This window comes from Gracilibacillus suaedae, assembly GCF_017599345.1.
In the GTDB taxonomy this organism is placed as follows: domain Bacteria; phylum Bacillota; class Bacilli; order Bacillales; family Amphibacillaceae; genus Gracilibacillus; species Gracilibacillus suaedae.
Genome location: NZ_JAGFVL010000063.1, coordinates 18,084 through 42,203 on the forward strand (window position 1 = coordinate 18,084; position 24,120 = coordinate 42,203).

A 24,120-nucleotide genomic window follows, 5' to 3' on the forward strand; every position below is an offset into this window, starting at 1 on the left:
TGTTATGTTAAGTAGTTCAACAATATTTTTACTCATATTATTTTTGCTAGGATACATTGCAAAAAATCAGGCTATTATGGTAGCTGTATACATACTTTTTGGCATGAAATTATTAAAAATCGATGACAAGCTTTTTCCATACATACAAGACAAAGGAATTGGCTGGGGTGTCATCATTATCACAGTTGCTGTGTTAATCCCGATTGCAACAGGCGAGATTGGATTTAAAGATTTATTACAAACCGTGAAATCATACCATGCTTGGGTCGCTCTTTTTGCTGGTATCTTTGTAGCAGTCGTTGCCAGACATGGACTTTCATTGTTAGCAAATGATCCCGAGATCACAACTGCATTAGTAATAGGTACTATTATTGCTGTTGTAGCGTTTCAAGGTGTTGCAGTAGGTCCGTTAATCGGCGCAGGAATTGCATATGTTATTATCAGAATGCTTGATGCACTTCCATTTCTTAAGTAAGGAAAGGTAATACAAGCTATGAGAGAAAACAAGATTATATGATAAATTTTAATCGTTTTCATTTACTATCTTTTTTTGTTTGTTTATAATAGGCATGGGGATGTTCAAAAGCACCATTATTTTTGTCGCTTGGACGATAGAAATAAAAGCAATTTGGATAAGAAAAGGAGAGGGATGTTATGTCAACAACGAAAGGACTGGAAGGGGTAGTAGCAGCAGAGTCAAAGGTAAGTTCCATTATTGATGACCAGCTCACATATGTCGGTTATACAATTGATGACTTGGCAGAAAATGCTAGCTTTGAAGAAGTTGTTTTTTTATTATGGAATAAAAGGCTACCAAACAAAGAAGAGTTAGCTGAGCTGGAAAAAGACTTAACTGAAAATATGACACTACCAGATGGGGTAGTAGAACATTTTAAGTCTTATGATATACATAATGTTCATCCAATGGCTGCTTTAAGAACAGCTGTTTCGCTACTTGGATTATATGATCCGGAAGCTGACGAGATGACTGATGAGGCAAACAAACGTAAAGCTGTACGATTGCAAGCAAAGGTAGCTTCTGTTGTAACTGCTTTTTCTCGTATTCGCGATGAAAAGGATATCATACAACCAAAACAAGGCTTAAGCTATGCAGCAAACTTCCTTTATATGCTGAATGGAAAAGAGCCAAGTGAGTTAGAAACAGAAGCGATTAACAAGGCATTAGTGCTTCATGCAGACCATGAATTAAATGCATCTACATTCACTTCACGTGTATGTGTTGCGACATTATCTGATATTTATTCAGGTATTACTGCTGCAATTAGTGCACTTAAAGGGCCGCTCCATGGTGGTGCTAATGAGCGTGTAATGGAAATGCTGCTTGAAATAGGGGAAGTCGATAATGCGATTCCATATGTAAAAGAAAAAATGGCTAATAAAGAAAAGATCATGGGAATGGGCCACCGAGTTTACAAGACGGGCGACCCACGTGCAAAACATTTGAAAAAAATGTCCAAAGAACTAACTGCACGTCAAGGAATGGAAAAATGGTATGAAATGTCTGAAAAGATTGAAGAATACATTAAATCGGAAAAAGGCTTGCCTGCCAATGTTGATTTCTATTCCGCTTCGGTGTACCATAGTTTAGGGATTAAACATGATCTTTACACACCAATTTTTGCGATGAGTCGTTTCTCGGGTTGGATTGCACATATTTTAGAACAATATGAAAACAACCGTTTAATCAGACCACGTGCAGAATATGTAGGTCCACAAAAACAAGTATATGTGGATATCAATCAGCGTTAACCATTTTCTTTTGAAAATGATATAAATATTAATGAATCTAGGAGGAATTTGAATTATGGGTGAAAAAATTACTGTAGAAAATGGTGTTGTGCAAACACCTAATAAACCAGTTATTCCTTTTATCGAAGGGGACGGAACTGGTCCAGATATTTGGGCTGCTGCTAGCCGTGTTTTAGAAGCTGCTGTTGAAAAAGCTTATAACGGTGAAAAGGGTATCGAATGGAAAGAAGTTCTTGCTGGTGAAAAAGCATATAACCAAACAGGTGAATGGTTACCAGAAGAAACACTTGATGTAATTCGTGACTATAAAATTGCAATTAAAGGACCTCTTACTACGCCAATCGGTGGAGGTATCCGCTCCTTAAACGTAGCACTACGTCAAAAGTTAGATCTATTTACTTGCTTGCGTCCAGTTCGCTGGTTTGAAGGTGTACCATCTCCTGTTAAGCGTCCTGAAGATACAGATATGGTAATCTTCCGTGAAAACACAGAGGACATCTATGCTGGTATTGAGTGGCAAGAAGGATCTGACGAAGTGAAAAAAGTAATCGACTTCCTTCAAAATGAAATGGGTGTTGAAAACATTCGTTTCCCTGAAACTTCTGGACTAGGTGTAAAACCAGTATCCAAAGAAGGTACTAGCCGTCTTGTGCGTGCTGCCATTGATTACGCAATTAATGAAGGACGTAAGAGTGTTACGCTAGTACATAAAGGTAACATTATGAAATTTACAGAAGGTGCTTTCAAAAACTGGGGCTATGAATTAGCCGAAAAAGAATACGGTGACAAAGTATTCACATGGGCTGAATATGACAAGATCGTTGAAGAACAAGGCCGTGACGCAGCTGATAAAGCACAAGCTGACGCGGAAGCAGCTGGTCGTATCATCGTAAAAGATGCGATTGCGGATATTTTCTTGCAACAAATTCTTACTCGTCCAAAAGAATTTGATGTAGTTGCAACAATGAATTTGAATGGTGACTATGTATCAGATGCACTAGCTGCACAAGTTGGAGGTATCGGTATTGCGCCTGGTGCAAACATTAACTATGAATCAGGTCACGCTATTTTTGAAGCTACGCACGGTACTGCCCCTAAATATGCTGGTCTTGATAAAGTCAACCCATCTTCAGTTATTCTTTCTGGTGTATTAATGCTTGAACACCTAGGGTGGAGAGAAGCTGGTGAGTTAATCCTTAAATCTATGGATAAAACAATCGGTTCTAAAGTAGTAACATATGATTTCGCACGCCTAATGGATGGTGCAACAGAAGTGAAAACATCAGAATTTGCTGATGAATTAATCAAAAATATGGACTAAGAAAAAAGCACCGGATAATCGGTGCTTTTTCTATGTTAAAAGGTAAGGAAGTATATAATCAGCGCAATGACCATGTTTAACGAAGTAGTTATTTTGATATATTTTATGTGTGTTAGCCAACGCTCCGACTAATTACTTCGCTTTCCGTGGGCACGGCCTCAACTAACTTAGCAAAGAAAAACACTTTACAAAGTGGATTTTCGACTCGCGCTATTCCCGCAGGAGTCTCCGTAATTAGTCTCCGCTATGAGGAGGTGCAGCAATTCTTGTCAGAAGTAATAGGTTGACTTTTTTTTACAATGGACCGCTATCCGTGAGTATAAAAGCAGCTGTGTTACTTCATGCTAGCGTTGTAGAGCCTGATAATAGCGAAGGTCGCCCACTTCAACTCCTGTGGGAATTGTTTGACCTGAAGATCCACTTTTTTGAGCGGGTTTTGCTCAAAAAAGTTAGCTGAAGGACAAACCCCACGGAAAGGGAAGTGGGTAGCCGGAGTGGTGATCAAGCAGTTGATATTATTCCATAATACCACTAGAGGAAGCGTAAATCTGAGCATTTTGTGATAAGGACTGAGCGAATTTTGCTCAGTTTTTCCTATTTCAATTGAAAGAAAGCTATTAATTAGATATATCTGCGACTTTTACTAATAGTTTCCCGATGTTGTTGCCTTTGAATAGATCTAGGAATGCGTCGGGAATATTTTCAAAGCCTTCTTTGATTGTTTCTTGATATTGTAATTTCCCTTCATTTAGCCACTTCGCAAGTTCAGCTGTACCATCAGGGAATTGATTGGCAAAATCTCCTACAGTAAAACCTTGCATGAAAGCACTTTTCTTAATAAGCGTCGTTTGTACACGTGGACCAACATCCTCGCCTTCAAGATTATAACTGGATATGGCACCACAAACTGGAATGCGTGCGAATTTATTTAAGTGTGCATGTACTGCATCAGAAATCTCTCCACCAACATTATCAAAGTAAACATCTACTCCATTCGGACAAGCACTTGCCAAATCATCCTTAAGATTAGATGTTGTCTTGTAATTAATCGCTTCGTCGAATTGCAATTCTTCTTTTAAGTATTGAAGCTTCTCATTTGAACCAGCAATTCCAACAACTCGTGCACCTTTGATTCGGGCAATTTGTCCAACTACAGATCCAACAGCTCCTGCTGCGCCAGAAATCACAACCGTTTCGTTCTTTTTTGGTTTACCAATATCAAGTAATCCAAAGTATGCCGTTAACCCAGTCATGCCTAAAATTCCTAAATGAGTAGATATTGGAGCAATATCTTGATCTATTTTTCTAACTTCAGTTGCTTTTGCGGTGTAATATGTCTGCCAACCAAATCCACCGATAACAATATCCCCTTGGTTCAATTGGTCTGTTTTAGATTCCAGCACTTCTCCTATTACTCCACCTTCTATAACTTCATTTAGTTGAAAAGGAGCTACATAAGAAGGAGCATCAATCATTCTTCCGCGCAAGTACGGATCAACAGAAACATATAAAGTACGAATAAGCACTTCGCCGTTTTCAGGCTGTTTTATATCTGATTCTATGACTTGAAATGAGTCACTATCAGGCGTTCCTTTTGGCCGTTTTACTAATAAAATTTGTTTATTCTTTTCGTTCATTCTCATCCCTCCAGTCAATTTCTTACTTATTCAACATAACAAAATAGGAGAGCTGTATGAAATTAGATGCTCACTCGTTGACTATATTTATTTAATTTCAGTAACAAGTGGACATTCTAACTTTTATTGTTAAAATAAAATTAATAATGTTAAGAAAAATTTACATGTAAATGGAATTTTTGTAGTATAAAGCTATTCACATTAGATACACGTACATGTATGATTAAGGTAATATAGATAAAATAAGATGGGGTGCTTTATTAATGGAAGAGAAAGTATTAATCGTTGATGATGAACAATCTATTGTAACTTTATTGCAATATAATATTGAAAAATCTGGTTTTAAAACGGATACTGCTTTCGATGGAGTAGAAGGCTTACATAAAGCGGCTACAGGAGAATTTGATTTAATTGTTTTAGATTTAATGTTACCAGGTATGGAAGGTACGGAGGTATGCAAAGCGCTGAGACAGAAGCAAATAGATACCCCTATTTTAATGTTAACGGCAAAAGATGACGAATTTGATAAAGTATTAGGATTAGAACTTGGTGCTGACGACTATTTAACAAAGCCATTTAGCCCGAAGGAAGTAGTTGCGAGAATTAAAGCAATCCTACGAAGAACAAGAAAACAAGAAGGGGCGGCAGACCAGCCGTTTATTAAAATTTCTGACTTACTTATTTATCCGCAACAATATGAAGCTACAATCAAAGGAGAGCAGTTAAGCTTTACTCGCAAAGAATTTGAGCTATTACACTATCTTTCTAAACATAAGGGTAAAGTATTGTCACGTGACCAATTACTTAGTGCAGTTTGGAATTATGATTTTGTTGGTGATACAAGAATTGTAGATGTGCATGTTAGCCATTTGCGTGAGAAAATTGAACCGGATACGAAACATCCAGTCTATATTAAAACGATTAGAGGGCTCGGTTATAAAATGGAGGAGCCTTATTAATGGACGCCAAAAAAAGAATAAATTTGTTTTATCGCTACATTTTAATGACTGCTTCTGTATTTATTTTAATAGGTATTGTTATTCTGCCTCTTACATCTGGGGAAGAACAATTTTTTGTACTATTTTCTTTAATTATTGGATTTATCATATTATTAATATTAATATATCATATGTTTGAAAACTATGTGCGTCCAATTCGTGCTTCCATTAATGTTACAAATGAACTTGTTAAAGGGAATTATAATGCCCGAACATATGTAAAGCCGTATGGAGAAGCACAACAGCTGAGTAATACAATTAATGTGCTAGCCCGAAATTTACAAGAAATGTCCATTCAAGAAAAAATGCAAGGAAGTCAGTGGAAAACAGTGATGAATAACATGGAGAGCGGCTTGATGTTAATTGATGAAAGAGGATACGTCCATTTGATCAACCGCAAATTTATGCAAATGTTTGGGAGAAATTCTGTTGACTATATTGGATTCTTATATTATGACGTGTTAAAGGATAAGACGATTCATAAAGTAGTGCAGGAAACTTTCTTGTATGAAGAAAAAATGACCGGTAATATTACCAAGACTATAAATAGTGAAAAACACTATTTTGAAGTAGTAGGTGCACCAGTTATTAATGATGTAAAGGATTTAAAGGGAGCAGTCCTTGTTTTTCATGATATAACAGATTTGAAGCGAGTCGAAGAAATGCGAAAAGACTTTGTAGCAAATGTGTCTCATGAATTAAAGACACCGATAACATCAATTCGAGGTTTTGCTGAAACATTATTAGAAGATGAAATGGCAGACGACGGAATTAAAGAACAATTTTTAACGATCATTTTAAAAGAAAGTACTCGATTACAATCGTTAGTACATGATTTACTAGAATTGTCCAAAATAGAAAAAGAAGAAATGAAGCTTTCAACCAAACTCATTGAAGTGGACGAATGGTTGCACAATAGTTTGACGTTAATTGAGCAACAAGCAAGTAAAAAATCACTGGAATTCACCAAAGAAATAAAACCAAACATTTCCTTTCATGGTGATCCTGACCGCTTACAGCAAGTGGTACTAAATTTAATGTATAACGCGATTAATTACACTGCTGAAGAAGGAAGTATTTTCCTTCGAATTGATGAAAATGATCATGAAGTGATAATCGAAGTGGAAGACACTGGGATAGGCATACCGGATGAAGCCAGACAACGTATTTTCGAAAGATTTTACCGTGTAGATAGAGCAAGAAGCCGTAATACCGGAGGTACGGGATTAGGCTTAGCCATTGTAAAACACATTATCGAAGCACACCAAGGCACGATAACAGTAACAAGTGAAATGGGAAAAGGATCGTGCTTTACCGTGAAAATACCGAAAAAGTGGTGAGGGAATAGAGGAGATTCTTTCATCACTTTTTTACTATTACTTTATATAAGATTTTAGTGAAAGTAAATTATTTGTTAAGAAAATGAAACCTTTCTGTAATATATTACGTATGTACTGAATATATGGTAAAGTTGCAAAGGAAGTAAGGGGGGGAATAGAATGACTTTAAAACAAATATACAGCTGGATCGGGATTGTGATAGCTGTAGTTGTCTTAGGTTTATTTGCGGCAACTAGCTGGTATACCGTAGATGAATCAGAGCAAGCTGTTTTAATTACATTTGGTAAAGCAGAAGAAGGAACAACTGAACCAGGTCTGCACTTTAAATTGCCTTGGCCGATACAAACAGTAGAAACCTTATCAAGGGAGACTTTCAGTTTGAACTTTGGATATGATTCAGAAAACGAAGAAAATGCTGATGTTGTTCGAATGATTACCGGAGATGAGAATATTCTTCAAGCAGATTTAGTTGTTCAGTGGAAAATCATTGAACCGGGCAAATACTTATTTAATTCAGATGATCCACAACAAGTGCTTTATAATGCGACATCGGCATCTTTAAGAAGTATTATTGGATCTTCTACGATTGACGATGCACTTACAGACGGGAAAGCAGAAATCGAGAACGAAGTATTGGACTTATTAGTAACGCTTATGGAAGATTATGAAGTTGGAATTGCGATACAGGATGTCAAACTGCAAGAAGTTGATTTGCCTAATGAAGAAGTGCGTCAGGCTTTTATGAAAGTAACCGATGCACGAGAAACGATGAATACCAAGAAAAATGAAGCAGATAAGTATCGTAATGAGATTTACGAGGAAGCTCAGGGGGAAAAGGATGCCATTATCTCAAGAGCTGAAGGTGATAAAATTGAAAGAATTGAAACAGCGAGAGGAAATGTAGCAGCATTCAACGCATTATATGATGCATATGAAAGTAATCCTGATATAACAAGGCAGCGGTTAGTGTTAGAAACACTTGATCAAGTCTTGCCAGATGCCAACATTTATATTATGAACGATGATGGAAATACATTGAAATATTTACCGTTAGGAGAAAACACATCATCCACAATACCACCAGCAACGGACTCCTCCGAAAATAATCAATCAGATAGTGACACTGAGGATAGTGAGGAGGAAAAAAATAATGACAGATCAGAATAATGTCTACGAAATGAAGAAAATGACACCGAAAGAAATAAGAAGATTAATCAAGATTGGTCTTGCCATTTTACTAACAGTTGTGCTAATAATCGTTTTTATGAGTAGTATGTTTGTTGTCAAAGAAGGAGAATACAAAGTTGTTCGTCAGTTTGGCGAAGTGGTTAGCATTAAAGATGAACCAGGCCTGAAATTTAGGATACCAATATTACAATCAGTTACAACACTGCCTAAGAAAAAGCTAATATACGATGTAACGGAGCGTGAAATCAATACGTTAGATAAGAAACGTATGATTATTGATAATTATGCGATTTGGGAAATTACGGATCCTGCTTCGATGATTGCAAATGCTCGAACAGAAATGGGTGCAGAAGCAAGAATGGGAGAGTTTATCTTTTCAGTAATTCGATCCGAACTTGGATCCATGGATTATGATGAAATTATTAATGATGAAGGAAGCACAAGAGGTGACCTTAATGAAAGAGTTACGGATCGTGTTAATACGCTGTTAGAAAGGGATAATTATGGGGTTCAGGTAGATGATGTTCGTATCAAACGGACGGATTTGCCAGAAGAAAATGAACAATCTGTATTTAACCGGATGATCTCTGAACGTGAATCACAAGCTCAGCAATATTTATCCCAAGGGGAAGCGGAAAAAAGCAGAATTACTGCCAATGCTGACCGTGATGTAACAGAAATGTTATCGAAGGCAAATGCTGAAGCAGAAGAAATCCGCGCTGAAGGTGAATTGGAAGCTGCCGAAATGTATAACGAAGCATTCTCTCAAGACGCAGAATTCTATCAGCTATATCGAACACTTGAATCATACAAAGAAACAATTGGTGACGAAACGACTATCATTATCCCACAAGGATCACCATATGCTGATTTATTGCTAGGATATATCGATTAATTAATACTTAGACCAACCTGTGTCCACTTATGTGGAGTCGGGTTGGTCCTATTTTTAGTGAATTTTAAATTGATGAACAAAATTTATAAACTACGAAGTAAAGTGGACATGGATTTACTCTCTTCCGATCTGTTATTTTGAGAAGTGTTGTCATTCGCTACAGCAGAATACTGCGCTTTCCATGGGCACGGCCTTAGTCTCCTCGGAAAGCAAAAGTCACTTTCCTGCGGGGTCTTCGGCACGTGCTGTTCCCATAGGAGTCTCCGTATTCTGCCTCCGCTATTTTTGTTCACTGATTATAGAAAGCATTGAACTCATGGAACTAAACTTTTCTGTTTTAATCGGCTGTAAATCCCTCTTGAGCATAGTCGCACCCTATTGCTCATATGGTGGAGAAATCGATTGGTTGATTACGGATTAGTGTTGTGGAGCAAATATTAACGGAGGCCGCCCACTTCAACTCCTGTGGGACCTGTTTGGCCTGAAGACCCACTTTTTCGAGCGGTTTTTGCTCGAAAAAGTTAGCTGAAGGGCAAACCCCACGGAAAGGGAAGTGGGCAGCCGGAGTGGCGGTTATGATCACGATACATGTCAAAATTATTTCATAGGTGACTGTACATTTAGTTTCGAACAAACAGTGTTTTCATTACTTCGCTGTATATATCTATTTTACATCAGTTAATTGGACTAGACGTAAGACGTTTAAGAGGAGTTACGAAAATTTTTATTATCACTTGTAATCATGGTAAAATATAAGCAATGTATTGAACCAAAAAGGAGATCGGTAAAATGACGAATAAATTAATATTAATTGACGGCAATAGTATCGCCTATCGTGCATTTTTTGCATTACCATTGTTAAATAATGATAAAGGCGTATACACGAATGCGGTATATGGCTTCACCACCATGTTATTACGAATCTTGGAAGAAGAACAGCCTACACACATGCTAGTTGCGTTTGATGCTGGGAAAACGACATTCCGCCATAAAACATACAAGGAGTATAAAGGCGGACGCGAGAAAACACCTTCTGAATTAAGTGAACAGTTTCCCGTTTTGCGCCAACTATTAGATGCCTTTAACATTAAACATTATCAACTAGAAAACTATGAAGCAGATGATATTATTGGTACGATTGCTAATCAGACAAAAGATAAGGATTGGGAAGTTAAAGTAATTTCAGGTGATAAGGACTTGCTACAGCTAGTTTCAGACAAAGTCGATGTCAAGCTAACGAAAAAAGGTATTAGTGATGTCATGACCTATACACCAGAAACATTGAAAGAAGATATGGAAGTTACACCGAAACAAATCATTGACCTGAAAGCATTGATGGGAGATAAATCAGATAATATCCCAGGTGTTCCAGGTGTTGGAGAAAAAACAGCTGTCAAACTAATCAAACAGTTTGAAACAGTGGAAAATTTATATGAACATTTGGATGCAGTATCTGGGAAAAAATTAAAAGAGAAGCTAGAAGCAAATAAAGAAGAAGCTTTTATGAGCAAAGAGCTTGTAACGATAAATCAACAATCACCAATCGAAATAGTAGCAGATGATACAGTGTACGAAGGATACGTCGATCAAAAGGTAAAAGAAATCTTTCTAGACTTAGGCTTCCAGTCATTATTAAATCGGATAGACGGGGATGTGGAAGAGGCTGATCAGTCAGAAGCATTAGAAGATATTACATATGAAAATCTGACAGAAATTAAAAAGGATATATTTACAGGGTATGATGCATTTGAAATAGAAATATTAGATGAAAATTATCATGCTGAGAAGATGATTGGTGCTTCATTGGTGAACGACAATGGCAAGTATTTTATTCCGATTTCTATACTTGAAAATTCAAAAGTGTTCAAAGAATGGGCAGAAGATGAAGCCCAGAAGAAATATGTGTTTGATGCTAAGAAAATTACCGTTCTATTAAATCGATTATCGATTTCAATCAAAGGTATTGCCTTTGATACCCTGTTAGCATCCTATTTAATTAATCCATCTGAAAATAATCATGACATTCCTGCGATAAGTCATCGATTTGGTCAAAAAAACGTATTGTTTGATGAAGAGGTCTATGGTAAAGGAGCAAAGAAAGGTTTACCTGAAGAAAGCAAGCAATGGGAAGAGCATATTGTCCGGAAAACGAATATGATTTATCAACTGAAAGAACAGATGGAACATGCATTAAAAGAGAATAAGCAATTGGCATTGCTCATTGATTTGGAGTTACCACTTGCGCTTGTCTTAGGTGAAATGGAAGCAACTGGTGTAAAGGTGGACAAACAGCGTCTCATTGATATGGGTGAAGAATTAAAAGCAAGCCTCGCTACTTTAGAAAAAGAAATTTACGAGTTAGCAGGGGAAGCATTTAATATAAACTCACCAAAACAACTTGGTCCGATTCTTTTTGAAAAATTAGAATTACCTGTGATTAAGAAAACAAAGACGGGATATTCTACAGCCGCTGATGTATTAGAGCAATTACAAGGAAAACATGCGATTATTGACAAGCTCTTATTATACCGTCAATTGAAAAAAATAGACTCTACGTACATCGCAGGGTTATTAAAAGTAATTCATGAAGACACTAGTAAAATTCATACTCGTTTCAATCAGGCACTAACACAGACTGGAAGACTAAGTTCAATTGATCCTAACTTGCAGAATATCCCAATCAGAATTGAGGAAGGTCGTAAAATCCGTCAAGCATTTATTCCATCTACTGCAGGTTGGAAGATGATTGCAGCAGACTACTCGCAAATTGAATTACGAGTGCTAGCACATATTGCTAAGGACGAAAGATTACAGGATGCGTTTAAACAGGATAAGGATATTCATACCCAAACCGCGATGGATGTATTCCATGTGACAGAAGAGGAAGTCACTTCCAATATGCGGCGTCAAGCAAAGGCGGTAAACTTCGGTATTGTTTATGGTATAAGTGATTATGGGCTATCACAAAGTCTAGGGATTACAAGAAAAGAAGCAAAATCGTTTATTAACCGTTATTTGGAAAGCTACCCAGGTGTAAAAGAATACATGGATGAAATTGTCCAAGAAGCAAAGCAACATGGTTATGTAACAACGATTATGAACAGAAGAAGGTATTTGCCTGACATTACGAGTAGAAACTTTAATCAGCGAAGTTTTGCAGAGCGAACAGCCATGAATACCCCAATTCAAGGAAGTGCCGCTGATATTATCAAGTTAGCAATGATTGAGTTAGATCAGCAGCTCAAAAAAGAAAACTACCAAGCAAAATTGTTATTACAAGTACACGATGAATTGATTCTGGAAGTACCCGAAGAAGAATTAAGAGCGATATCCGAGCTTGTTGTGGATGTCATGGAAAATGCGATTGAACTAAGTGTCCCTTTGAAGGTGGATGTTGAACAGGGAGACACTTGGTATGATGCGAAGTAAGGAGTTATAGAAAATGCCGGAATTACCTGAAGTAGAAACGATTAGACAGACCTTAAAACAATTAGTAATAGGCAAAACCATTCAATCCGTTGATGTATTTTGGCCGAAAATCATTCAAGAGCCAGATGATGTCGAGCAATTTATGGCATTAATCCAGAAACAAACGATCTATGATATTCGCAGGAAAGGTAAATTTTTATTGTTTGATTTGGACGAATATGTCTTAGTATCTCATTTAAGAATGGAAGGGAAATATGGTGTGCATGATCGTAAAGAAGAAGTTGTGCCACATACACACGTTATTTTCCGTTTTACAGATGGAACAGATCTACGCTACCAGGACGTTCGTAAATTTGGAACGATGCATTTGCAGGAAAAAGGAACGGAAATAGGAAAGAAACCACTTGTTTTGTTAGCAAAAGACCCACTAGAAGCTGATTTTTCCTTGCAAGTATTTCAAGAGAAAGTGCAAAAGAGTGAGCGTAATATTAAAAATATATTATTAGATCAATCGGTTATTGCAGGTTTAGGTAATATTTATGTAGATGAAACCTTGTTTTTAGCAGGAATTCACCCATTAACCAAAGGTATAAGTCTAACAAATGAACAAATCATTAAAATTAAACAAGCAGCTGTTCTGACATTAGAGGATGCTGTAAAACAAGGCGGAACAACGATTCGTTCGTATGTCAACTCTCAAGGGCAAATTGGCATGTTTCAACAAAAGTTAAACGTGTACGCGCAAAATGAAAAGCCGTGTAGTAAATGTGAAGATACCATTATGAAAATAAAAGTAAATGGCCGTGGGACACACTATTGTCCAACGTGTCAGCCGATTTAGCTTTCTCACATCTTCTTTCCTTACTCCATATAATACAGAAACGACGTATGAAGGAGTAATGAAAGAAGATGATGTTAACCATTCTTATAATAGCAATTAGCATTGATAGCTTTTTAGTAGCATTTACGTACGGATTAAGAGGATTGACGTTACCTGTTAGAGCGTTGCTGTTAATTTCGGCAACGGTCGGGATAACCTTTACCATATCAATGCTATCAGGTTCGATCTTATCTTCTGTCATCTCGATGCGTTCCACAGAAATAGTTGGAGGATTTATTTTGGCGCTCGTAGGTGTTGTCTTATTAACTTCACTATTTCAGGAAAAAAAGAAGAAAGCACCCTCTTTTCTAAGCAGAAAAGAAAGTGGATATCTGTCTAGCTCCGGTCTCATAGAAACTAGTCGACTTAGTGAATCACCCTATGAGAGGTCATTATCGATTCGTAAATTCACCGTGATTCCTTTAAATCAGTTGATTCGCTCCAGTCGCTACGTTTGCGCATTTCTAATTAAAATTCTAAAGAAGCCAATGGAAGCTGACATTGATCGTTCTGGAAAGATTAATGGTGTGGAACCAATTTTAATTGGAATCGCCTTATCCTTAGACTCATTTGGTGCTGGAATCGGGATTTATATGCTGGGAGCTTCCCCGATTTTTACACCACTATATGTCTTCTTCATAACTATTGTCTTTTTGTTGTTAGGTGTGAATGTTGGTAAATATTGTGCAAATATTAAAGGTTTAAAGAAAATGTCGTTTATCCCAGGATGCCTACTTATTATTATTGGGATATGGAAAATGGTCGTTTAAAAAAGACACACCATTCCATATGAAAAGGGTTTTTAGTTTTATTCTGCAACTGGGATATACGAAACTGAAATGAAAGTGCGTATATCCTAGTGCACTAGCTATCTTAACCCTTTTGATGGATAAAGTTGGACAAGGTGTCAGTAAAAAAAGGGTGAAAGAATTGATTATTGGATTAACAGGTAATATAGCAACAGGGAAGTCAACTATTAGTAAAATGATACAGGAAAAATATCAGATTCCCGTTATTGATGCTGATATCGTTTCGCGTGAAGTAGTAGAACCGGGAGAACAAGCCTTAGAAGAAATAGTAGCAACATTTGGTGAAGAAATCTTACTCGAAGATGGTACGCTAGATCGTAAGTTGCTTGGATCGATCATATTTCAGGATCTGAGCAAGAGAGAACAATTAAATGCTATTGTCCATCCTGCTGTTCGAAAAAGAATGCTTTCCAAAAAAGAAGAGCTGCTTCAACAGGGAAACCAGTCGATAGTAATGGATATCCCGCTATTATTTGAAAATAAGCTTACATATTTAGTCGAGAAAACGATAGTAGTTTATACAACAGAGGATGTGCAACTACAGCGTCTTATCGAACGAAACCAGCTGACTGAGAAAGAAGCGAGAGATCGGATGAACAGTCAAATGAATATGGAAAAAAAACGGGAACTTGCTGATGCGATTATTGATAATAGTGGCTCTATAGAAGAGTCAGAAAATCAATTAATAAACATCTTTGAAAAATGGGGATTAGCCGATTTACTATTGTAAAAAATACAAAGACAACTAAATTTGTCTTGTCAAAGTCGACAAAAGTAGATATAATCTTTTTGCAGCTAAATCATTAAAAGGAATGATTAGCTAGAAACAAGAACTTTTGAATAATGGCAACCGAATGAGTGCTTAAAGGGTTAGGACCTCTTTGGACTAACTTTCCCCCGAGGCATATCAGGCATTATTATTTGAAAGAATTAGTGAACAAGGGGGAGAAATATATGGATACAATGGGAAGACATGTAATAGCTGAATTATGGGAATGTAATATTGACATGTTAAATAATATGGAACTTCTCGAAAGAACTTTTGTGAATGCTGCACTTAAAGCAGGAGCTGAGGTGAGAGAAGTTGCTTTTCATAAATTTGCACCTTTTGGCGTAAGCGGTGTGGTCATTATTTCAGAGTCCCATTTAACGATTCATAGTTTTCCGGAGCATGGTTATGCAAGTATTGATGTATATACTTGTGGTGATATTATTGATCCTAACGTTGCGGTTGCATATATTGAAGAACAATTAGAAGCCAAATCGGCAGAAAAAATGGAAGTGCCTAGAGGTATGGGTGCTGTCCAAATGAAAAATATAAAAGTACAATAAGCAGGCTGAAAACGAGAGAACCCGTTTCGAGAACCAATGAAACGGGTTTTTACTTTTGAAGAATGATGAACAACATTTATATACTGCGCAGTAACGTGCATGGATTTACTCTTCTCCCGTACTGCATTTAGATGAGTGCTGTCATACGCTTCGGCAGAATACTGCGCTTTCCGTGGGCGGTTTTTAGCTAACTTTGCAAAGAAAACCACTTTGCAAAGTGGATCTTCAGCTCTCACTGTCCCACAGGAATCTCCGTATTCTGCCTACGCTATTGTTGTGCTCTGGTTATAGAAAGGATAGAACTCATGGAAATACATATGGTGGAGAAATCGACTGGTTGATTTCGGATTAGCGTTGTGGAGCAAATATTAACGAAGGCCGCCCACTTTCACTCCTGTGGGAATTGTTTGACCTGAAGATCCACTTTTTCGAGCGGTTTTTGCTCGAAAAAGTTAGCTGAAGGGCAAACCCCACGGAAAGGGAAGTGGGCAGCCGGAGTGGCGGTTATGATCACGATACATGTCAAAATTACTTCATAGGTGACTGTACATTTAGTTTCGAACAAACAGTATTTTCATTACTTCGCAGTATATATCTACTATCTATTAGAGAACGGGGTAGGGGCGTATATTATTGTCATGGTCATTTAATGAGAGTTGTAATCATTAGGTAATTGGCTGTTTCTAATGGAGATTAATCGTTTTCTTTTTAAAAACATGTTACAATTAAAAGTAAACAATAATACATAATGAGGTGTAAGTTTATGTCATTTCGTAACACGTTGAATAAGAATTTTAATAATCATTCAGAAACGAGAGACAAGCATTGGGACCCTGCACTGCAAACACACTATTTTAAAACAACAAAAGATAAAGCATTCGATAAATTAGAGCCACTTTTCCGTAATATGAAAGAATGTCAAATTGTTGGTATCTCAAAGGATCATGGGGAAATTAGCTTTAATTATAAGGCAGGTAGAAAAGTGTTTGTAATCATGACTATTATTATGGTAAAGCCTTATCGTACGGCCATTGATATTTCAGCTACAACAGAATCAGCCATTCCATTTGATTTTGGATACAGCCATAAATTAATTCCTAAACTTTATGATAAAATAAAAAAAGAGCTAGACTTTATTGGTACGAAAGAATAATGTAACGAAGGATGATTGAGATTGCGCTGTCCACATTGTCACTATAAAAATACAAAGGTTTTAGACTCCAGGCCAATTGAAGAAGGACGTTCGATTCGACGAAGAAGAGAATGTGAATCATGTAATTTTCGTTTTACTACTTTTGAACGTATCGAAGAAGTACCGTTAATTGTAGTTAAAAAAGAAGGTACAAGGGAAGAGTATAGTCGTGATAAGTTAATGCGCGGCTTAATACGAGCATGCGAAAAACGTCCTGTAGCACTTGAACAGTTAGAACACATCGCAGTGGAAATTGAAAAGGAATTACGTAACAGAGGAACATCCGAGGTGAAAAGTGATGAGATCGGTGAAATGGTAATGGATCGCTTGGCTGATGTTGATGAAGTAGCTTACGTGCGATTTGCATCTGTATATCGTCAGTTTAAAGATATCAGTGTATTTTTAGATGAATTGAAGGACCTAATACGTAATGATAATAATGATAAGAACGATTAATGGATAGGAAGGGGCTATGTATATGGAACTCGGCGACATCGGAAAAATACTACCATCAGAACTATATATAGTCGAAATGTCTCAGGAACTGCCACTATCCTATACCAATGCATTAACACACTTGTATCAACCTCTTATCGGTATTGATGCGCTATCCCTTTATCAAACACTGTACACTGAGTCGACATTATCTACTACCTTCCAAACACATCATATGTTGATGAATTATATTGGTTTACCACTCGATCGTATTTATAGAGCGAGAAGAAAACTAGAAGCAATTGGCTTATTGCAAACATTTGAACAAGAACAACAAGAACATAAGGCTTATCATTATCTGTTACATCCACCTCAATCACCAGCTCGTTTTTTTGAGAATGATTTTTTAAGTCACTTATTATATCATCAGCTTGGCAGTGATAAGTTTAAAAAGGTAAAACATGCTTTTGTTAAACAAGAAGGTGAAAGAAGAGAAGAAAAAGAAACGACGGCAAGGTTCGAGGAAGTATTTCAACTTGTTGATCAACAACCAAATCCGTCTGATTTGCAAGCGGGAGAGCAAATTGTGGAAGTGCCAATACAAGAGAAAGTGGACTTTGAATGGTTAGAGCAAATGTTAAAACAACGGATGTTGCCTGTTCAATCGATCTTAACTCCGGTAGCAAGGAAACTGATTAATCAAATGTATGTTGCATATGATTTACACAATCAAGATATAGAAAAAGCATTGCTTTGGTCTATCAATGACGCAAACGAGTTACAAACTGAAGAATTTAAAAATGCTTGTATGGATCTTATTAGCGGATCCAACAAACAAGTGTCTATCCAAATTAGTTCTGACAAACAAAAAATACCTAAAAAATCGTCAAAAACAACGAAAAAATCAAAAGAAGAACAATTCATTGAAATGCTAGAACACATTTCACCAAGACAACTATTAGAAGATCTTGCAGATGGAAATCAGGCATCACAACAAGACTTGAAAGTGATCAGTGAAGTTATGACAAGCCAGGGCTTAAACCCAGGTGTCATGAATGTTCTAATTCATTATGTTTTATTAAAAACAGATATGAAGCTTTCTAAAAGTTATTTAGAGAAGATCGCCAGTCATTGGGCGCGAAAAAATGTAAAAACAGTCAGACAAGCTATGACACTTGCCAAGTCTGAAAACAAGAAATATCAGCAATGGACCAATAATTCAAAAAGTAATCAAAGATTTTCATATAAAAATACCAAAAAAGACATTGTACCTGATTGGTATAAAAAACAAAAACAGCAAACTAAGCAACAGACAAAAAAAGAAACTTCGACAGAGGAAAAAGAACGCCTTGCTAAAGAAACGGATGAAATGCTTGCACAATATTTAGCGCAGCAAGCGAATGAAGAATAGGGTGATAATCATGGAACCAATTCAATCTGCCATGAAAAAATGGATGAAAGAAAATAAAAAAATGAAAGATAATTTTACCGAACAACGGAATAAAGTTATCAATGATCCAGAAATCAAACAAAAATTAAGTGAACATGTTGAAATAGATGAACAAGATATTAACCGCAATTTAATGAAATTATACGAATATCAACAGGCATCTAAAAATTGTGCGGATTGCCCTAACCTAGAAGGTTGTAAAAATATCCTAAAAGGTTATACGCCTCATTTAGATATTGACGGCAAAGATATCTCTTTGCGATACGACAAATGTAAAAATAAAGTCCATGAGGAAGCACAGCTTGCAAAAGAATCATTGGTTCGTAGTTTATATATACCGAAACAGATTAAAGAAGCTGACTTAGCAAATATGGATCGTAATGCTTATGAGCGCCAGGAAGTCATAAGAGAGATTATTGAGTTCGTACAAAATTACTCTAAAGGGGAATTTCGTCGAGGCTTATATATTCATGGACCTTTCGGAACGGGGAAATCTTATATACTTGGTGTTATTGCTAACGAGCTCAAAAAACAATACATTCAATCAGACATTATTTACATGCCGGAGTTTGTAAGAGAGATAAAGGCCTCCATTGGAAATGACAGTTTTCAGTCGAAAATTGAAAGTTTTAAAAAAGTACAGGTTCTCATGTTTGATGATATTGGGGCTGAGTCGATATCACCTTGGTTCCGAGATGAAGTGCTTGGCGCTATCTTGCAATATCGGATGATGGAAGAACTACCTGTTTTCTTTACTTCAAATTATAATTTAGAACAATTAGAGGATCATTTATCTACTTCTAACAGAGGAGATGTAGAAACGATAAAAGCAGGAAGAATCATTGAGCGAATTACCCAGCTTAGTAAACCAATGGAATTAACGAATCGTTATCGAACGAATGAATAACCATGACTTCTGTCTAATCCTTGGACAGAGGTTATTTTTTTTCATCATCATCCATATAATATACCAGTTCGATGGTGGTGAGGGTGATGATATGTGTTAGAAGTATATTTTGAGCATGACAACGAAGCAGAGGTGTTTTATCAGTTAGCAAAACAAAATGACAATTGGAAAGCTACACGTAAACGAACCAAAAAAAATCTTGTAGAGCTTAACCTGTTGCAAGACTTGAATTGGGAGGAAACAAAAAAACATCTTGCTCCGTTGTTAAGTATGGTATTTATTCAGTGTCGCGAAACTTCTATGATTCAGCATATATTAATGAAAAAGTATTATTTTTCAAGTGAAGAGGAGATCGAGAGAATAACAGCCATTGCCAGATCTTTATTGGAAAAAGATGAATCTGTTTATGAGGACCGAATCCATCAACATGAATTGCGAGACACGTTAACGACGATTTTCTCCTTACAAATAGACTCTTCTTTTATCCGCTTTGATTCGATTGTTCATTTCAGATTACATCACTATATCGACCAATTAACGGAAATGGTCGGTCTGGCAATAGATGAATTTAAGAGAGAGGAAGAGTATCAAGATTTTATTCACTCGATTAGAGAGTTTGTCAGACGCAAGTCACCGGAAGAAGAGGTTGTTCATGTATTGCAAGGTGAAAGGTTCCGAATTTTCAGGGATAATGGGGAAGTCTATACAATGGAAGATTTACAACAAGTAAAATCACGCTTTCCGTTATTTATTTTCGGTTTAGAACAAGAAGAATGGGATATTTCGCCACTAATTATGTTGGCGCCAAGCCATATTTATATGTATGGGGAAGATCAGGCAGAATCGAGAACTCATACGATAATCACTATATTTCAAGAAAGATGTTCGTTTTATCCGACTGAATATTTTCCTTTTTATCATGCTGATGAAAAAGAATCTTGATTTTTTCGTCGACAATCGTTATAATAAATCGCATAACATTAATAAACATGCGAAGATGAGGACACAATAGCGTGTATGGCATACGGATAAGAGAGGGAAGCCCTGGCTGAAAGCTTCCTGTATGACCGCATTCTATTACCACCTCTAAGCACTACTAAGGAATGCTTGAGCTAGTAATTAGTAGCGATTCATCATCGTTATCGATTGTCAATGAGCTACACGTTTAAGTGTGGAAAATTGGGTGGAACCACGGGTATAACGCTCGTCCCTTTACTTTTTTCGTAGGGGGACGGGCGTTTTTTAATGTTCAAAAGTTTTGAGTGATCAACACTTGAAGACTTGAAGGCCCACAATTACTTATATCAGTTTAATATAAAAAGGAGAGTGTACAAATGAGTAAGATTCATATTACGTTTCCAGATGGAACTGTAAAACCCTTTGATCATGGAACAACTGGTGAAGAGATTGCTGCATCGATTTCACCAGGTCTAAAAAAGCAGGCATTAGCGATTAAATTGGATGATACGCTTTACGATTTGCGTACACCATTAGCGACTGATGGTGCAATCGAGATCATTACCATAAAAACGGATGAGGGCCTAGATATTTTAAGACACTCGACAGCTCATCTTATGGCACAAGCAATTAAACGCTTGTATGATAATGTTAAGCTAGGTGTTGGACCAACCATTGAAGATGGCTTTTATTATGATATTGATATGGACGAAACCATTACACCTGAAGACCTTCCACGTATTGAAAAAGAGATGAAACGAATTGTTGATGAGAATTTAGAAGTAGTTCGTAAAGAAGTAAGTCGTAATGAAGCAAAAGCCATCTATGAAGAAATCGGCGATGAATTAAAGCTGGAACTGCTGGATGCGATTCCTGAGGATGAAACAGTAACTATTTATGAGCAAGGAGAATTCATTGATCTTTGCCGAGGTGTCCATGTACCACAAACAAGTAAGATAAAAGTATTTAAATTACTTAGCATTTCCGGTGCCTATTGGCGTGGTGACAGTAATAATAAAATGCTGCAACGTATTTATGGTACAGCGTTCGAAAAACAAAGCCAGCTAGACGAATATTTACGCTTGCGTGAGGAAGCAAAAGAGCGTGATCACCGTAAACTAGGTAAAGAACTTGGTATTTTTACAGTATCCCAAAAAGTAGGACAAGGATTACCATTATGGTTACCAAATGGTGCAACAATACGCCGTACTATTGAACGTTATATCGTTGATCTTGAAGAGCGTCTTGGTTATAACCATGTTTATACACCAGTACTTGGTAGTAAAGAATTATATCAAACAAGTGGACACTGGGATCATTATAAAGATGATAATTTCCCCCCAATGGAAATGGATAATGAAGAATTAATCTTACGCCCAATGAATTGTCCGCACCACATGATGATATATAACCATGAGTTGCACAGCTATCGAGATCTACCAGTGCGGATTGCTGAATTGGGTATGATGCACCGCCATGAAATGTCAGGTGCATTGGCAGGATTGCAACGTGTTCGCGCTATGACCTTAAATGACGCACATATTTTTGCTCGACCAGATCAATTGAAAGAAGAATTTATTCGTGTTGTGAAATTAGTGGAGAATGTTTATAAAGACTTTGGTATTGATCAATACTATTTCCGCTTGTCTTATCGTGATCCTAAAGATACAGAAAAATATATTGATAATGATGAAATGTGGGAGAAAGCACAAGGATTATTAAAAGAAACAATGGATGACATGAATCTTGAATATGTAGAGGCTGAAGGTGAAGCGGCTTTTTACGGGCCGAAGCTAGACGTTCAGGTGAAAACAGCACTTGGTAAGGACGAAACCTTGTCTACTGTACAGTTAGATTTTAACTCACCAGAAAAATTTGACTTAACCTATATCGGTGAGGATGGTAAAGAACACCGTCCAGTGGTCATCCACCGTGGAGTTGTATCGACTATGGAGCGTTTTGTTGCCTTCTTAATCGAAGAATATAAAGGTGCCTTCCCAACATGGTTAGCACCGATCCAAGCACGTGTGATCCCAGTTTCTGCGGAAGTACATGCTGACTATGCGAAAAAAGTAGAGGATGAATTACGCATGAGTGGTGTTCGTGTCGAAGTAGATCACCGTGATGAGAAAATTGGTTATAAGATCCGTGAAGCACAAACTGCCAAAATTCCGTTTGCTTTGATCGTTGGTGATAAAGAAGTAGGAGCAAATGCCGTTAACGTCCGTCGCTACGGAGAAAAAGATTCAGAAACAATTGAGCTTGATACATTTAAATCATTGATCACTGATGAAATTCAAAATAAAAAATTGCGCAAGTAGTTATGGGAATGGTCCAAATCGAGAGTGATTTGGGCTATTTTTTTGAATGTTGGGCACGATTACGGAGAATTCATTGGATTTATTACGGTGCTAATCATTCTTCACTTTATTTGGCGATCATCAGTGAACTTACCAGTTGGATCACTCGGATTAAATCCTATATTTACCGAACAGAATTAGATTTCTCGCACCTCACTTTTGACATGCGAAAAACAGATGTTGAAGTTTCTATTATGGTATTTTATGTTAAAATAAAGAGGTATGTAGTTGGTGACAGGTCGAAGTAGAAGAATGGAATTAACAGTAGCTGCTTCAAACAGATCGGCGGTGGCACTATATAAAAAAATAGGTTTTGAAATAGAAGGAACAAAGCGAAAAGCATTGTTGGTTGAAAACGAATATCTTGATGAATATTACATGGCCAAACTACTATAAGTCTGAATCGCCCCTCAAATTTTCACTGACGGAAGTCTCATTTTATGCTACACAAGGAGGAGGAAAAACTTTTGCAAATGGATAGAATAAAAGGGAATAAAATTACTTTGGAGCAGCCAACTAGTAGTGACATAGATATACTTTACTATTGGAAATACGTCGAACCTAACCAAGAAGCCAAGAAGTGGAATGGACCATATATTCCAGAAGAGAACATACCTAAAGAAGAGTACCGAATGAATTGGAAACAAGAGATCGTGCAAGGAATTCCAGCGGCGCTAGTGATCAAATGTGATGACAAAGCAATTGGGTATGTTGGTTCCTATTGGATAGATAAACAGACAAACTGGCTTGAAACAGGAATTGTCATATATGATAGCAACTATTGGAACGGTGGTAATGGCAGTGACGCGTATAAACGTTGGATTGATTATATTTTTGAGTCTGTGGACATACATCGTTTAGGTATGTCTACATGGTCTGGAAATACAAGAATGATCAAAGTTGCTGAAAAAGTTGGAATGAAAGAAGAAGCAAGAATTAGGAAAGCACGTATAGTGAATGGGGAATATTTTGATGCTATTAAGATGGGCATCCTGCGTGAAGAGTGGGAGGAAATCCAAAATTATTAATTGGATTTTGTCTTGAGCTAACTATTGACATGGAATATTTCAGATGATAATATGTATAAAGTGAATTAAATATGATCACAAGAGACAAGTAGAAGCACCCGCTTCTCACCTGATTGACGCACAACTGTAGTTGACAGGTACAAATCCGACTTATTTGTAATGAAATTTAGGATGTGTGGGTGCAGTATGTGT

At 36.9% G+C, this 24,120-nt stretch carries 21 protein-coding genes and 1 other annotated feature (1 of these 22 cut by a window edge); of the genes, 20 read left to right on the forward strand and 1 reads right to left on the reverse strand.

Annotated elements, in window-relative coordinates:
- Window positions 1-4: 4 nt before the first annotated feature.
- The 3 genes from J5J03_RS20595 (at window position 5) to icd (ending at window position 3,091) form a co-directional block, all read left to right on the forward strand.
- Window positions 5-475 carry a DUF441 domain-containing protein gene (locus J5J03_RS20595; protein ID WP_208592261.1) on the forward strand — a complete coding sequence of 157 codons (471 nt, stop codon included), beginning with the start codon at window positions 5-7 and terminating at the stop codon, window positions 473-475.
- 179 nt (window positions 476-654) lie between these two features.
- Complete coding sequence (gene citZ, locus J5J03_RS20600) at window positions 655-1,770, forward strand: citrate synthase (protein WP_208592262.1); 1,116 nt, start codon at window positions 655-657, stop codon at window positions 1,768-1,770.
- A gap of 55 nt (window positions 1,771-1,825) precedes the next feature.
- Window positions 1,826-3,091, forward strand: a complete 1,266-nt coding sequence (icd, locus tag J5J03_RS20605; RefSeq protein ID WP_208592263.1) for an NADP-dependent isocitrate dehydrogenase — start codon at window positions 1,826-1,828, stop codon at window positions 3,089-3,091.
- Between the two features lie 617 nt (window positions 3,092-3,708).
- Here icd and J5J03_RS20610 read toward each other — a convergent pair.
- Window positions 3,709-4,728, reverse strand: a complete 1,020-nt coding sequence (locus tag J5J03_RS20610) for an NADP-dependent oxidoreductase (RefSeq protein ID WP_208592264.1) — start codon at window positions 4,726-4,728, stop codon at window positions 3,709-3,711.
- 263 nt (window positions 4,729-4,991) lie between these two features.
- Here J5J03_RS20610 and J5J03_RS20615 point away from each other — a divergent pair, with 263 nt between their 5' ends.
- The 17 genes from J5J03_RS20615 to J5J03_RS20695 all read left to right on the forward strand — a co-directional run bounded on the left by J5J03_RS20615 (window position 4,992) and on the right by J5J03_RS20695 (window position 23,928).
- Window positions 4,992-5,687, forward strand: a complete 696-nt coding sequence (locus J5J03_RS20615) for a response regulator transcription factor (protein ID WP_208592265.1) — start codon at window positions 4,992-4,994, stop codon at window positions 5,685-5,687.
- Window positions 5,687-7,066, forward strand: coding sequence for a two-component system histidine kinase PnpS (gene pnpS / locus J5J03_RS20620; protein ID WP_208592266.1), 1,380 nt, complete (start codon window positions 5,687-5,689; stop codon window positions 7,064-7,066). Before J5J03_RS20615 ends, pnpS begins: the two co-directional genes overlap by 1 nt.
- 159 nt (window positions 7,067-7,225) lie before the next feature.
- Window positions 7,226-8,233 carry an FtsH protease activity modulator HflK gene (hflK, locus tag J5J03_RS20625; RefSeq protein WP_208592267.1) on the forward strand — a complete coding sequence of 336 codons (1,008 nt, stop codon included), beginning with the start codon at window positions 7,226-7,228 and terminating at the stop codon, window positions 8,231-8,233.
- Window positions 8,217-9,149: a protease modulator HflC gene (gene hflC / locus J5J03_RS20630; protein WP_208592268.1), complete on the forward strand. Its 933-nt coding sequence runs from the start codon at window positions 8,217-8,219 to the stop codon at window positions 9,147-9,149. The genes hflK and hflC overlap by 17 nt, the downstream gene beginning before the upstream one ends.
- A 789-nt stretch (window positions 9,150-9,938) precedes the next feature.
- Window positions 9,939-12,578 (forward strand): DNA polymerase I, encoded by a 2,640-nt coding sequence (polA, locus tag J5J03_RS20635; protein WP_208592269.1) that lies wholly within the window; start codon window positions 9,939-9,941, stop codon window positions 12,576-12,578.
- Between the two features lie 13 nt (window positions 12,579-12,591).
- Window positions 12,592-13,419 (forward strand): DNA-formamidopyrimidine glycosylase, encoded by an 828-nt coding sequence (gene mutM / locus J5J03_RS20640; protein WP_208592270.1) that lies wholly within the window; start codon window positions 12,592-12,594, stop codon window positions 13,417-13,419.
- A 68-nt stretch (window positions 13,420-13,487) separates the two neighbouring features.
- Window positions 13,488-14,228, forward strand: coding sequence for a manganese efflux pump (locus J5J03_RS20645; RefSeq protein ID WP_208592271.1), 741 nt, complete (start codon window positions 13,488-13,490; stop codon window positions 14,226-14,228).
- A gap of 115 nt (window positions 14,229-14,343) precedes the next feature.
- Window positions 14,344-14,997, forward strand: coding sequence for a dephospho-CoA kinase (coaE, locus tag J5J03_RS20650; RefSeq protein WP_208592272.1), 654 nt, complete (start codon window positions 14,344-14,346; stop codon window positions 14,995-14,997).
- Between the two features lie 224 nt (window positions 14,998-15,221).
- On the forward strand, window positions 15,222-15,599 hold the full coding sequence (gene speD, locus J5J03_RS20655; protein ID WP_208592273.1) for an adenosylmethionine decarboxylase: 378 nt from the start codon (window positions 15,222-15,224) through the stop codon (window positions 15,597-15,599).
- 763 nt (window positions 15,600-16,362) lie between these two features.
- Entirely contained in the window at window positions 16,363-16,752 is a 390-nt protein-coding gene (locus tag J5J03_RS20660) for a cytosolic protein (RefSeq protein WP_208592274.1), read from the forward strand.
- Between the two features lie 21 nt (window positions 16,753-16,773).
- On the forward strand, window positions 16,774-17,247 hold the full coding sequence (nrdR, locus tag J5J03_RS20665) for a transcriptional regulator NrdR (RefSeq protein WP_208592275.1): 474 nt from the start codon (window positions 16,774-16,776) through the stop codon (window positions 17,245-17,247).
- Window positions 17,248-17,269: 22 nt separating this feature from the next.
- Window positions 17,270-18,637 carry a replication initiation and membrane attachment family protein gene (locus tag J5J03_RS20670; RefSeq protein ID WP_208592276.1) on the forward strand — a complete coding sequence of 456 codons (1,368 nt, stop codon included), beginning with the start codon at window positions 17,270-17,272 and terminating at the stop codon, window positions 18,635-18,637.
- Window positions 18,638-18,647: 10 nt separating this feature from the next.
- Window positions 18,648-19,583: a primosomal protein DnaI gene (gene dnaI, locus J5J03_RS20675; protein WP_208592277.1), complete on the forward strand. Its 936-nt coding sequence runs from the start codon at window positions 18,648-18,650 to the stop codon at window positions 19,581-19,583.
- Window positions 19,584-19,676: 93 nt separating this feature from the next.
- Window positions 19,677-20,525, forward strand: a complete 849-nt coding sequence (locus J5J03_RS20680; RefSeq protein WP_208592278.1) for a putative sporulation protein YtxC — start codon at window positions 19,677-19,679, stop codon at window positions 20,523-20,525.
- A gap of 392 nt (window positions 20,526-20,917) precedes the next feature.
- Window positions 20,918-22,861 carry a threonine--tRNA ligase gene (gene thrS / locus J5J03_RS20685; RefSeq protein ID WP_208592279.1) on the forward strand — a complete coding sequence of 648 codons (1,944 nt, stop codon included), beginning with the start codon at window positions 20,918-20,920 and terminating at the stop codon, window positions 22,859-22,861.
- A 270-nt stretch (window positions 22,862-23,131) separates the two neighbouring features.
- A complete protein-coding gene (locus J5J03_RS20690; protein WP_407927862.1) occupies window positions 23,132-23,296 on the forward strand; it encodes a GNAT family N-acetyltransferase in 165 nt (54 codons plus the stop codon).
- Window positions 23,297-23,373: 77 nt separating this feature from the next.
- Window positions 23,374-23,928 (forward strand): GNAT family N-acetyltransferase, encoded by a 555-nt coding sequence (locus tag J5J03_RS20695; protein ID WP_208592437.1) that lies wholly within the window; start codon window positions 23,374-23,376, stop codon window positions 23,926-23,928.
- 80 nt (window positions 23,929-24,008) lie between these two features.
- Window positions 24,009-24,120, forward strand: a sequence feature (ribosomal protein L20 leader region) (it continues 20 nt past the right edge of the window).